Source organism: Chryseobacterium sp. KACC 21268 (assembly GCA_028736075.1).
Lineage (GTDB): Bacteria > Bacteroidota > Bacteroidia > Flavobacteriales > Weeksellaceae > Epilithonimonas.
On the sequence record CP117875.1, the window covers coordinates 365,401 to 378,247 of the forward strand.

The following is a 12,847-nucleotide window of genomic DNA, read 5'->3' on the forward strand; positions in this document are numbered from 1 at the left end:
GTTTCTACCTTTGTTCCACGTTTCCAACCCGCTGTCCACTATATCTTTTTTTGCTCAGACCATTTGTTATCCAAAAGAGAACTTTCTCAAAAGCAAAAAAAGGATGCCGTTCCCATCGGGGCTATGTTGAGGGTTTGTAATTTCTTTCAAGTTTTAAAATTCCAAAAACTAAAAACCATCAACCAAAAACCAAACTACCCGTTATCCGCAAAACTCTCCAACGTCGTCATTCCACCATCCACATAGATACTCGCTCCCGTAATGTAATCCGAATAATCACTCGCCAAAAATACGGCTAAATTTCCAATGTCTTCCGGTTGCCCAATTCTGTCGTATGGAATCAGCGTCATCAGCGCATCCATAGACTCTTTGTTGTCCCAAGCCGGCTTGTTGATTGGCGTTTGAATCGCGCCAGGACAAATATTATTAACTCTGATTTTATCCTTCCCATATTCCTGAGCCAAAGTCTGCATCAACATTCTCAAGGCACCTTTACTGGAAGCATAATTCGCGTGTCCAGCCCACGGAATCGTCTCGTGAACACTACTGATATTAATGATTTTCCCCAAAGCTTTCGATTTTTCATTCATTCCGCGTTTCAGAAATTCTCTGATAGCTTCTCGCGAACAAAGAAATTGTCCGGTCAAATTCACATCAATTACTTTTTGCCATTGCGCCAAAGTCATATCGATAAAAGATGCATCTTGTTGCAAACCAGCATTATTCACAAGAATATCAACAGTTCCAAATTTTTCAATTGTGGTTTTGAACATTGCCTGAACTTGGTCTTCCTTGCTCACATCACATTGAATGATAAAACCTTCGCCACCATTTTCTTCAATGGTTTTCAAAGTTTCCTCCGCTTCCGGACGAGAATGTTCAGATGAATGATTTATGATGGTAATGGCGCCCGATTTTGCCAAACTAATAGCAATTCCTTTCCCGATTCCACTGCTGGAACCCGTTACGATGGCGACTTGTTTATTAAGATTGATTTCCATAATTTATTTGTAAAAAGAAATTTTTAATACAAATATTATACGCAAGTTCTGGGAAAATAGAATATTAACAAATAATTATTTTAGAAATTTCAATCGAAATTTGGAAAAAGTAAACTTTGTGAAGTATATTTGCAGTCAGAATTGTTCATTTACATATTGAAAATGTTATCGAGAAAGGTGGAGAGATTAGACTCTGTGAAACCTTGGCAACCCTTCGGAAACGAAGAAGGTGCTAAATTCTATCCCAATTTATTCGGGAAAAGATAACCAAACATTTATTCTACATTTCCCCGTAGCATTTTCAATTTTTTATCAGATAAAATTGGAAAATAAGTTACAACATCTTCAGACATTACATTTCACGACACAAGCCGGAAAGGTTTATGATATTCCATTAAGCTATCAGCTTTTTGGAAAAGAACTGTATTCTGCTCCCATCATTCTGATAAACCACGCGCTCACAGGAAACTCCGATGTAGCCGGCGAAAATGGCTGGTGGAAAACCTTGGTCGGAGACGGAAAAGTAATCGACACAAACCGATTTACCGTAATCTGTTTCAACATTCCAGGAAACGGTTTCGACGGATTTTTCATTGATGATTATGAAAACTTTATCGTTAAAGACATCGCCAAAATTTTCATCGAAGGTTTGAAGCTTTTGAAAATCGAAAAACTGTTCGCTTTAGTCGGCGGTTCTGTTGGCGGTTCTATCGGCTGGGAAATGTTGGCTTTGGAAAATAATTTAGCAGAAAGATTCATCCCCATTGCAACAGATTTCAAAACCTCGGATTGGTTGCATTCGCAATGTTTGGTTCAGAAATATCTTTTGGAATCAGAAGAAAAACCATTGGAAAAAGCCAGAGTTCACGCAATGTTGTGCTACAGAACACCGGAATCTCTCAACTTAAGATTTAAAAGAGAAACAGATTCTGAAAAGCAGATTTTAAAGTCCCACGACTGGCTCAACTTTCACGGAAACCGATTGAACGAAAGATTTAGTTTAAAAGCTTATAAGCTCGTCAATCACCTTTTGATGAACATCAACGGAAAGGAAAATGAACTGGAAAACATCAATGCAGAAATCCATTTGGTTTCAGTCGATTCAGACCTTTTTTATCCGGCTTTTGAGATTAAAAATACTTACGATTTTTTAAAAGATAAAAACAAAAACGTTCACCACCACGAAATCAAATCCATCCACGGACACGACGCTTTCCTAATGGAATATGAACAGCTGAACACAATTTTAACACCCATTTTTTTGAACTGATGACAGACAAGAACGCAATTAATATTTATAGAAACAAAGCTTTAGTCAACTTCGAAGGAAAAAATTTCCTCGGACAAATCGGCGTGGATTCACGCATTTTTCAAGCTTTAAATGGAGGCGGAATCAGCGTTGGCGTTATTTCCCAGCAAGCGATAGAAAACGGAATTTCTGTTCTTGTCGATGAAGTGGATGCAGAAGATGCGGTGAAGTTTTTGAAAAAAGAATTCGAACAGGAAACGAAGGAAGGTCACGTTAATAATATTTATAGTATTGATAGTCTTAGTGTTATCGGTTTTGTTTCGGATAATTACAATAAGATTTTATCAGAACTTCAGCGCAACAAGATTTTCCCTTTATTATTAAGTCAAATCGCGTCTGCCGGAAGAGTGAACATTGTTGTGACCGAAAACCAAACCGAAATCACCAAAAATATCATCGAAACCGAAATCTACGGAAAACCAAAAACTGTTCATCTCGCTTTGATTGGCCACGGAAATGTCGGCGGAACTTTGGTAGAACAAATTTTAGATTCGGCTTATGAAATTCTGAAAAGAAAAAGAGTCGATTTAAAAATCGTTGCGATTGCAAATTCTAAAAAAATCGCTTTCAACCAAGCCGGTTTCGGAAGCGACTGGAGACAGAAAATCAAATTTTCTCAAACAGAATCAAGCATAGAAAAACTGGTTGAGTTCGCCAAAGAGCATCACTTGGAAAACCTTGTGATGGTCGATAATACAGCGAGCAAAGATTTTGTAAAACATTATCCGACATTTGTAGAAAATGGTTTTGATGTCGTTGGTTCCAACAAAATTTACAATACTTTACCAATTTCAGAATACCGCGATTTCAGAAAATTATTAGAGAAAAACAAAAAGAAATATCTTTACGAAACGAATGTCGGCGCAGGTTTACCGTTAATTGACACGATTAAACTTCTCCATCTTTCAGGCGAAAACATTACCAGAATCAAAGGTGTTTTTTCCGGAACTTTGAGCTATGTTTTCAATAATTTCTCTCTCCGAAATGACAAATATTCCGTCATCATCCGAGAAGCGATGGAAAAAGGTTTCACAGAACCAGACCCACGCGAAGATTTATCAGGAAATGATGTTGCAAGAAAATTGTTGATTCTGGCAAGAGAATTAGATTTGATTAATGAGTTCCAAGATATTAACATTCAAAATCTTGTTCCACAAAACCTTTTGGACATCAACAAAGATGAATTCATTTCCAGACTGGAAGAATTAGATTCAGAATATCAAAACATCAAAGAAAAACAAAAGCCTGACCACGTTCTGCGTTACGTCGGCGATTTGCACGGAAATCTTCATGAAGAAAAAGGAGAGCTGGACGTGAAATTGATTTCAGTTCCAGCAAACTCCGCACTCGGACAATTGAAAGGTTCAGATTCCATCTTCGAAATCTACACCGAAAGTTACGGCGAAAATCCAATCGTCATTATGGGCGCCGGAGCCGGAGCAAAAGTGACTGCCCGAGGCGTTTTCGGAGATATTTTAAGACTGAGCGAAACAAAGTAAATTAATGTACCAATATACCAATGTAAAGAATGTAACAATGACATTGGTAAATTGCTAAACTGATACATTGTTACATTAAATTATGGAAAATTTCGAAACATTAGCCATCAGAACCCAAACCGGAAGAACTCAGTTTGACGAGCATTCCACGCCTTTATACCTCACTTCGAGCTTCGTTTTCGAAGATGCAGAAGATATGCGCGCAAGCTTTGCGGAGGAAAAAGACAAGAATCTTTACAGCCGTTTTAGCAATCCGAACGTCACAGAATTCGTAGATAAAATCGTGAAAATGGAAGGCGCAGAATCCGGTTACGCTTTTGCGACAGGAATGGCTTCGATTTATTCCACATTTGCGACCTTGCTCAACGCTGGCGACCACATCGTTAGCTGTCAGTCGGTTTTCGGTTCCACGCACACATTGTTCACGAAATATTTCCCAAAATGGAACATCGAAACCACTTATTTTAAAGCAGAAGACGCCGAGAATATTGAAAAATACATCCAACCAAATACAAAAATCTTGTACCTGGAAACGCCGACAAATCCCGCAATCGAAATTTTAGATTTAGAATTTTTCGGACAAATCGCAAAAAAACACAAACTGATTTTCATCGTAGACAATTGTTTCGCAACGCCTTACTTGCAACAGCCAATCAAGTACGGCGCAGATATTGTCGTCCATTCCGCAACGAAACTCATTGACGGTCAAGGTCGTGTCCTTGGTGGCGTTGCCGTTGGGAAAGCCGATTTGATTCGCGAGATTTATCTTTTCGCAAGAAACACAGGTCCTGCGATGTCGCCGTTCAACGCGTGGGTTTTGAGCAAGAGCTTGGAAACTTTGGCGATTCGTGTCGAGAAACATTGCGAAAATGCACTCAAAGTAGCCGAGTTTCTAGAAAATCACCCGAACGTGGAATTGGTAAAATATCCTTTCCTGAAATCTCATCCAAACTACGAAATCGCCAAAAAACAAATGAAATTAGGTGGAAACATCGTCGCTTTCGAAGTCAAAAACGGCATCGAGGGCGGTCGCAATTTCCTCAACCGAATCAAGATGTGTTCTCTTTCCGCAAACCTTGGCGACACGCGGACGATTGTCACGCATCCCGCTTCCACAACGCATTCCAAGCTTTCCGATGACGAGCGGAACGAGGTCGGAATCACCGCCGGATTGGTGCGTTGCTCCGTCGGATTAGAAAATATCGATGACATTATCAACGATTTGAAACAGGCTTTGGATTAAAACTTTACTTACATATCTATAATTAAGATGCCTAAATATATTTGTAAGTGCGGAAACATAATCAATCTAAGTGATATACCAAGTCCAAATCAATTATTATTAATCGAAGACAGAGATTATGATAAATATTATGGAGTTGTTGATGCGGAAAAATTACATCAGGATATGAGTTTAGTCGTCAGATGTGTCGATTGTAAAAGGATTTATATTTTTGAAAATGGATATAGTAAAGAACCTATTGTGTATCAAATAGAGAAGGGAAAATGGAATAAAAATGATTAATAAACCATTTCTGATATATATGTAATACCTCGTCGTTTTCTTAGCAATGATAAAAAATGAAATAATGAAAAATTCAGAACAATTATATAAAGCCATTTCCGAACGCATCCTGATTTTGGACGGTGCAATGGGAACAATGATTCAGCGCTACAATTTCTCAGAAGAAGATTATCGTGGTGAGCGTTTTAAAGACTGGGAATCCTCACTCAAAGGAAACAACGATTTGCTCTCTTTGACGCAACCCGAAGCGATTGAAGAGATTCACAAAAAATATCTTTTGGCCGGCGCAGACATCATCGAAACAAACACCTTTTCCGGAACTACCATTGCAATGGCCGATTATCATATGGAAGATTTAGTTTATGAACTGAATTACGAGTCAGCCAAAATCGCCCGCAAAGTCTGCGACGAATTCACCGCTCAGAATCCCGACAAACCAAGATTTGTTGCAGGTTCCATCGGACCAACCAACAGAACAGCAAGTTTAAGTCCAGATGTGAACGACCCAGGTTATCGCGCAATCACTTTCGACGAACTGAGAATTGCGTACAAACAACAGGCAGAAGCTTTGCTGGACGGCGGTTCCGACATTCTTTTGGTAGAAACCATCTTCGACACATTGAACGCAAAAGCTGGACTTTTCGCCATCGACCAAATTCAGGAAGAAAGAAATATCAAAATCCCGATTATGGTTTCCGGAACGATTACCGATGCTTCCGGAAGAACTTTGAGCGGACAAACCGCCGAAGCTTTCCTGATTTCTGTTTCTCATCTTAACTTATTGAGTGTAGGATTCAATTGTGCTTTGGGTGCAAAACAACTCACGCCTTATTTGGAAGCGATTTCTTCTCAATCAGAATTCGGAATCTCAGCTTATCCAAATGCCGGTTTACCGAACGCTTTCGGTCAATATGATGAAACGGCAAGTCAAATGGCTGAGCAGGTGCAGGAATATCTGGAAAAAGGACTAATCAATATTATCGGTGGTTGTTGCGGAACGACGCCGGAACATATCAAAGCGATTGCTGATTTGGCAAATAACTACGAACCTAGGACAATCAATGTAACAATATAACAATGTATCACTTTACCAATAAGTTGCGAGCTCAAGATTGCTACATTGGTAGATTATTACATTGGTAAATTAACTTATGAAATACTTAAAATTATCAGGTCTAGAACCTCTAATTATAACACCCGAATCCAACTTTATCAACGTTGGCGAAAGAACTAATGTGGCCGGTTCTAAAAAATTCCTTCGCTTAATTAAGGAAGAAAAATTTTCCGAAGCGCTGGATATCGCACGTCATCAGGTAGATGGCGGCGCACAAATCCTGGATGTCAATTTCGATGACGGATTGATTGACGGAAAAGCCTCAATGATAAAATTCCTAAACTTAATTGCTTCGGAACCAGATATTTCCAGAATTCCAATTATGATTGATTCCTCGAAATGGGAAATTTTGGAAGCGGGATTACAAGTTGTTCAAGGAAAGGCGGTTGTGAATTCCATCAGTTTAAAGGAAGGTGAAGAAGAGTTCATCAAACACGCCAGAGCAATCAAACGTTACGGCGCCGCGGTGATTGTAATGGCTTTCGATGAGGTTGGGCAAGCTGATAATTTTGAGAGAAGATTGGAAATTACCAAACGTTCTTATGATATTTTGGTCAATCAACTCAACTTTCCGGCAGAAGATATTATTTTCGATTTGAATATTTTCCCTGTTGCAACTGGGATGGAAGAACACCGCAGAAACGCCATTGATTTCATTGAGGCGACGCGTTGGGTTCGATCCAATCTTCCTTATGCTTCCGTGAGTGGAGGCGTTTCCAACGTTTCATTTTCTTTCCGAGGCAATGATTCTGTGCGTGAAGCGATGCATTCCGTTTTCCTTTATCACGCGATAAAAGCGGGGATGAATATGGGAATCGTAAACCCCACGATGTTGGAAGTTTATGACGAAATCCCGAAAAAATTGCTGGAATTGGTCGAGGACGTGATGCTCGACAGAAAAGACGATGCAACTGAAAGACTGTTAGACTATTCCGAAAGAGTAAAATCAACCAAAAAAGAAAAAGCCGAGGATTTGGCTTGGCGCGAAATGCCTTTGCAAGATAGAATCACACATTCCTTAGTCAAAGGACTTGACCGTTTTATCGAGGAAGATACTGAACAAGCAAGATTGCAGGCAGAAAAACCACTTCACGTCATCGAAGTTAATCTAATGACTGGAATGGGCGTTGTAGGCGACCTTTTTGGAAGTGGAAAAATGTTCTTGCCTCAGGTTGTAAAATCGGCTAGAGTAATGAAAAAAGCAGTGGCTTACTTGCAACCATTCATCGAAGCTGAAAAAGACGGAACTAGACCAGCTAACGGTAAAATACTGATGGCAACCGTAAAAGGCGACGTTCACGACATTGGAAAAAATATTGTGAGTGTGGTTTTGGGTTGCAACAATTACGACATCGTTGACCTCGGCGTGATGGTTCCGGCGGATAAAATTATTCAAACTGCGATTGATGAAAAAGTGGATATCATTGGTCTAAGCGGATTGATTACACCAAGTTTGGACGAGATGGTTCACCTCGCTTCGGAATTGGAAAGACGAAATCTTAATTTCCCATTATTAATTGGAGGCGCAACGACTTCCAAAGCGCACACAGCTGTTAAAATCGCTCCGAAATATGCAAATACAGTTGTTCACGTGAACGATGCTTCCAGAGCTGTCGGTGTTGTAAGTTCACTTTTAAATAAGGATAAATCCAGCGTTTATTCTTTGGAATTGAAAAAAGATTATGACGATTTCCGTGAAAAATTCCTGAATCGACAAGTTGATAAAGAATACGTGACAATTGATGAAGCGAGAAAACAGAAATTCAAAATCGATTGGGAAAATGAAGAGATTCACAAGCCAAATAAATTAGGAATCACCATTATCGAAGACCAAGATTTAGACGAATTGGTAGAATTTATCGACTGGTCTCCATTTTTCAGAAGCTGGCAATTGTTTGGGAAATTCCCAGATATTTTGACGGATAATGTGGTTGGCGAACAGGCGACGATTTTGTTTAATGAAGCCAAAGCAATGCTCAAGAAAATCCTTCAAGAAAAAAGTTTCAAAGCCAAAGGTATTTTCGGAATCTTCCCTGCAAATGCGACTGAACGTGATGATATTGTGGTTTATGATGAGAATCAAAATGTGATTTCGACTTTCAGAACTTTGAGACAACAACATAAAAAATCTGAGGGCAAAGAATATTTCGCTTTGTCAGATTTCATTGCGCCTGAAAATTCAGCAAAGCAAGATTATATCGGTGTTTTTTGCGTTTGCACAGGTTTTGGTGCGGATGAATTGGCGAAAGAATACGAAGATAAAATGGACGATTACAATGCAATTATGGTAAAAGCTTTGGCCGACCGTTTTGCAGAGGCTTTCGCAGAATTTCTCCACAAAAAAGTCAGAACCGAATATTGGGGTTATTCAGAAAACGAAACTTTGACCAACGATGATTTGATTAAAGAAAAATATTTGGGAATTCGTCCCGCTCCGGGCTATCCGGCTTGTCCTGACCATTTGGATAAATTGACGATTTGGGATTTGCTTAAAGTTGATGAAAAAATCGGAGTGACTTTAACCGAAAGTTTAGCGATGTGGCCAACTGCAGCAGTTTCCGGTTATTATTTTGGTAATGAAAAATCAAAATATTTCGGCGTTGGAAAGATTGATGAAGACCAATTGAAAGATTATGCCGACAGAAAAGATGTCGATTTGGAATATGCGAGAAAATGGCTGAGCCCGAATTTGGCTGATTAGACTTTGAATTTTAAACCTTGAATTTTGAATTAAAATAATGAAAATTACTGACCATATAAAAAACGCAAACGGCAAAACGCTTTTCTCTTTCGAAATTGTTCCTCCCCAAAAAGGCGTTGGAATTGCCGATTTATATAAAAACATTGACCCGTTGATGGAATTTAAACCTCCATTTATAGATGTGACGACTTCTCGTGAAGAATACATTTTTCTTGAAAGAGGAAACGGTTTGATGGAGCGCAAAATCACAAGAATGCGTCCTGGAACTTTGGGGATTTGTTCCGCGATTCAAAATAAATATAACGTAGATACAGTTCCACACGTGTTGTGCGGAGGATTTACGAAAGAAGAAACCGAATATCTTCTGGTGGATTGTATGTATTTGGGAATCAATAATATTGTTGCTCTTCGAGGCGACGCTATGAAAGGTGAAAAATACTTTGAGCAGTCAAAAGGAGGACACAAATATGCTTCGGATTTGGTAAAACAAATTCACGATTTAGGAACCGGAAAATACCTTCACGAGGAAATCGTCCAATGTGAGGAAAATAGTAGTTTCTGCATCGGCGTCGCAGGTTATCCGGAAAAACATATCGAAGCACCTTCTATGAATTATGACCTTCAAATGTTGAAGAAAAAAGTGGAAGCTGGCGCAGATTACATTGTCACTCAAATGTTCTTCGACAATCAAAAATTCTTTGACTTCGTAAAACAAGCCAGAGAAATCGGAATTGATGTTCCAATTATTCCAGGCATCAAACCAATTGCTACCAAAGGTCATTTGCAAATGTTGCCACAAGTTTTCAAAATCGATTTGCCTGAGAATTTAATCTCTGAAGTTTTGAAATGCAAAACCAACAGCGATGTACGCGAAGTCGGGATAGAATGGGCCATCAACCAATGCAAAGAATTGTTGGATTTTGGAATTCCGGTTCTGCATTTTTATTCGATGGGGAAAAGCGATAATATTTTGAAAATTGGAAGAGAAGTTTTCTAGAACTAAAAAGAGATGCAAATTTGCATCTCTTTTTTTATTTGTTAAGGAAAGTAATCACTTTTACTAAGGATTCTTCTTGCTTTACATTTATTTTATTGGCTTTCATAAAATCCTCTAATTCTGGTTTTTTCTCAGGAAAATAGCCTAGTAATTCCTTGTTGTTTTTTGGTGCTTTCATTATTTTCTGGTCGGATACAATGAAATAGGTGGGACTTATTCTCTCGAATTTGGAATAGCCTTCTTTAATTAATGAATTAGGTTCGATAGATGATTTGGTAACCTGGATTTTTATTTTTTCCTTTTTTAGTAATTGATTTTTACCTTCAACCAGTCTGAAAAAATAACCATCATAATCTTTCAAATAAACGATGACAACGCCCGTTGTTTTCAACTTAAATTTAGATAAGTCCTCACTTTTTGGAACTTCATAGACTTTATCTTCTTTCAGTACTTCTATCTTATCTGAGTACGCATCATAACGGATTTGCACTTCTTCAGTTGAGTCTCCTACAGTAGCAGTAACGAAATTAGCAGTCAAGTATGGACTTCCAATAACATTATTTCCCAAACTTTTAAATTCTGTATTTACAGAAGCGAGCGGTCCAGTGTAGATTTTGTAATTTTGTTGACAGTACATTTGATTTACAATACAAATCACCATCAAAAGAAAAAGTTTTTGCAAAAAAAATTTTTGAGTCATAATTATTAAGTTTATGTAAAATTAAATAAAATGCTCAAATATCTACATATAAAATAAGTTTAATTCACACCTATGTTTTAATCGATTCGAGACATTATTTTTTTCAAAAACTTTATTTTAACATCACAAGCTTTAATATGAAATTATCAGGACCATTCAAACAAATCATCACACTCAACCATCTTCTATTGAAGGGAAAATTAAATAACGAACAATTGGAAATCATCATTGATGGCGGAATTTTGACCGAAGAAGGAATTGTTCTCGAAGTTGATAACTTCGAAGTTCTAAAACAAAAATTTCCAAATTCAGAAATCGATTTGATTAAAAATGAACAAATTGCACTTCCTGCTTTTGTGGATGCACACACGCATATTTGTTTCGGCGGAAATCGGGCTAATGATTTTGCAATGCGAAATGCAGGAAAAACCTATCTAGAAATCGCCGAATCTGGCGGTGGAATCTGGAGTTCCGTGCAACACACCAGAAAAGCTTCCGAGGAAGATATGATTAATGGAATTCTTGAACGCATCAATATTTTATTAAATCAAGGCATCACGACCATCGAGATTAAAAGTGGTTACGGACTGAATCTCGACGAGGAACTGAAAATGTTGAGAGCCATCAAAAAAGCTCAGGCAAAAACCAAAGCCACCTTGATTCCCACTTGCCTTTCCGCCCATTTGAAGCCAAGAGATTTCGAAGGTTCTTCCGAGGATTATCTTAATTATATTCTTAATGAAATCTTGCCAAAAGTAAAAGAAGAAAACCTCGCAAACAGAGTTGATATCTTCATTGAGAAATCAGCTTTTCAGCCGGAAGAAAGTAAAAATTTCCTTTTGAAAGCCAAAGAATTAGGATTTCAAATCACCGTTCACGCCGACCAATTCACGGCCGGAAGTTCGAGAATTGCGGTGGAAGTTGGTGCCAAGTCTGCCGACCATTTGGAAGCAACAATTGATGAAGATATTGAATTTCTTTCCAATTCAGAAACCGTTGCGATTGCACTTCCAGGCGCAAGTTTAGGTTTGGGCGAACCATTTTCACCAGCCAGAAAAATCCTCGACAAAGGCGGAATTCTAGCCATCGCAACAGACTGGAATCCAGGTTCTGCACCAATGGGAAATCTCGTGACGCAAGCCTCAATCTTAGCAACTTATCAGAAATTGACTACTGCGGAGGTTTTGGCGGCAATAACTTTCCGTGCTGCTTATGCATTGGATTTAGAAGACAGAGGAATTTTGGCAAAAGGTAAAAAAGCAGATTTCATCACTTACGAAACAGGTAATTTTCAAAATATACTTTACAACCAAGGAAGTTTAAAACCTTCAAAAGTTTACATCAACGGAAAATCGATTTTATGATAGAAGAAAGAGACAGTCTAATTTTTGACCTGGACGGAACGCTTTGGGACGCTTCGGAAACCGTTGTCAGAGCCTTTAATGACAGCATTGTGGAAATTGGTTTTGATATTAATTTGAACGCTTTGGACATCAGAAATTTTTCCGGGATGAAGATGGATGATATTTTTGCCCAACATTTCAATTTTATTCCGAAAGAAAAACTTCAGAATTTTGAAACTATTTACAGCACGCGAGAGAAGAAATATCTCAATGAGTCGGGCGGAAGATTATTCCCAGACGTCCGAGAAACTTTAGAAAAACTCAGCAAGACACATCGTCTTTTCATTGTCAGCAATTGTCTTTCGGGCTACATCGAGAGCTTTTTGGATTTTTACGACCTCAATCCGTATTTTGAGGATTTCGAATGTTTTGGAAATCGGGGTTTGCCAAAAGATGAAAACATTCGATTGATTGTCACAAGAAATGACCTTCAAAACCCAGTCTATGTCGGCGATACGATTTGGGACAAAGAATCTTCCGACAAAGCTGGCGTCGATTTTATTTATGCCGCTTATGGTTTTGGAAAAATAGAAAATGCTGAATATCAAATAGAAAAATTCGAAGATTTATTAAAATATTAGTCCACAAAAAAGCCTTA

General features: G+C 38.4%; 11 protein-coding genes and 1 riboswitch. Of the genes, 9 read left to right on the forward strand and 2 right to left on the reverse strand.

All coding sequences use genetic code 11. From position 1 onward, the window contains the following. Window positions 1-194: 194 nt before the first annotated feature. Complete coding sequence (locus PQ459_01820; protein ID WDF47231.1) at window positions 195-1,001, reverse strand: glucose 1-dehydrogenase; 807 nt, start codon at window positions 999-1,001, stop codon at window positions 195-197. A gap of 162 nt (window positions 1,002-1,163) precedes the next feature. Further along, window positions 1,164-1,271, forward strand: a riboswitch (SAM riboswitch). 52 nt (window positions 1,272-1,323) lie between these two features. On the opposite strand from PQ459_01820, the gene PQ459_01825 reads away from it, so the two are divergent. From PQ459_01825 to metF, 7 genes are all read left to right on the forward strand, one after another. Beyond that, window positions 1,324-2,271 (forward strand): alpha/beta fold hydrolase, encoded by a 948-nt coding sequence (locus PQ459_01825; protein ID WDF47232.1) that lies wholly within the window; start codon window positions 1,324-1,326, stop codon window positions 2,269-2,271. Then, window positions 2,271-3,809 carry a homoserine dehydrogenase gene (locus tag PQ459_01830; protein ID WDF47233.1) on the forward strand — a complete coding sequence of 513 codons (1,539 nt, stop codon included), beginning with the start codon at window positions 2,271-2,273 and terminating at the stop codon, window positions 3,807-3,809. The genes PQ459_01825 and PQ459_01830 overlap by 1 nt, the downstream gene beginning before the upstream one ends. A gap of 82 nt (window positions 3,810-3,891) precedes the next feature. Further along, window positions 3,892-5,052, forward strand: coding sequence for an O-succinylhomoserine sulfhydrylase (locus PQ459_01835; protein WDF47234.1), 1,161 nt, complete (start codon window positions 3,892-3,894; stop codon window positions 5,050-5,052). Window positions 5,053-5,079: 27 nt separating this feature from the next. Next, window positions 5,080-5,334 (forward strand): hypothetical protein, encoded by a 255-nt coding sequence (locus tag PQ459_01840; GenBank protein WDF47235.1) that lies wholly within the window; start codon window positions 5,080-5,082, stop codon window positions 5,332-5,334. Window positions 5,335-5,398: 64 nt separating this feature from the next. After that, entirely contained in the window at window positions 5,399-6,409 is a 1,011-nt protein-coding gene (locus PQ459_01845; GenBank protein WDF47236.1) for a homocysteine S-methyltransferase family protein, read from the forward strand. Window positions 6,410-6,485: 76 nt separating this feature from the next. Then, the gene (gene metH, locus PQ459_01850; protein WDF47237.1) at window positions 6,486-9,149 is read left to right on the forward strand and encodes a methionine synthase; all 2,664 of its coding nucleotides are present in this window, start codon (window positions 6,486-6,488) and stop codon (window positions 9,147-9,149) included. Between the two features lie 37 nt (window positions 9,150-9,186). Further along, window positions 9,187-10,146: a methylenetetrahydrofolate reductase [NAD(P)H] gene (metF, locus tag PQ459_01855; GenBank protein WDF47238.1), complete on the forward strand. Its 960-nt coding sequence runs from the start codon at window positions 9,187-9,189 to the stop codon at window positions 10,144-10,146. A 34-nt stretch (window positions 10,147-10,180) separates the two neighbouring features. Here the strand turns inward: metF and PQ459_01860 are convergent, their stop codons facing one another. Then, window positions 10,181-10,783: a hypothetical protein gene (locus PQ459_01860; protein WDF47239.1), complete on the reverse strand. Its 603-nt coding sequence runs from the start codon at window positions 10,781-10,783 to the stop codon at window positions 10,181-10,183. Between the two features lie 200 nt (window positions 10,784-10,983). Between PQ459_01860 and hutI the strand changes: the two genes are divergently transcribed. Beyond that, entirely contained in the window at window positions 10,984-12,210 is a 1,227-nt protein-coding gene (gene hutI, locus PQ459_01865; GenBank protein WDF47240.1) for an imidazolonepropionase, read from the forward strand. Next, window positions 12,207-12,830: an HAD family hydrolase gene (locus PQ459_01870; protein WDF47241.1), complete on the forward strand. Its 624-nt coding sequence runs from the start codon at window positions 12,207-12,209 to the stop codon at window positions 12,828-12,830. Before hutI ends, PQ459_01870 begins: the two co-directional genes overlap by 4 nt. Window positions 12,831-12,847: the final 17 nt, after the last annotated feature.

Coding starts and splice junctions, on each gene's coding strand:
- PQ459_01820 (WDF47231.1), bottom strand. CDS start 1,001: ATGGAAATCAATCTTAATAAACAAGTCGCCATCGTAACGGGTTCCAGC.
- PQ459_01830 (WDF47233.1), top strand. CDS start 2,271: ATGACAGACAAGAACGCAATTAATATTTATAGAAACAAAGCTTTAGTC.
- PQ459_01835 (WDF47234.1), top strand. CDS start 3,892: ATGGAAAATTTCGAAACATTAGCCATCAGAACCCAAACCGGAAGAACT.
- PQ459_01840 (WDF47235.1), top strand. CDS start 5,080: ATGCCTAAATATATTTGTAAGTGCGGAAACATAATCAATCTAAGTGAT.
- PQ459_01845 (WDF47236.1), top strand. CDS start 5,399: ATGAAAAATTCAGAACAATTATATAAAGCCATTTCCGAACGCATCCTG.
- metH (WDF47237.1), top strand. CDS start 6,486: ATGAAATACTTAAAATTATCAGGTCTAGAACCTCTAATTATAACACCC.
- metF (WDF47238.1), top strand. CDS start 9,187: ATGAAAATTACTGACCATATAAAAAACGCAAACGGCAAAACGCTTTTC.
- PQ459_01860 (WDF47239.1), bottom strand. CDS start 10,783: ATGTACTGTCAACAAAATTACAAAATCTACACTGGACCGCTCGCTTCT.
- hutI (WDF47240.1), top strand. CDS start 10,984: ATGAAATTATCAGGACCATTCAAACAAATCATCACACTCAACCATCTT.
- PQ459_01870 (WDF47241.1), top strand. CDS start 12,207: ATGATAGAAGAAAGAGACAGTCTAATTTTTGACCTGGACGGAACGCTT.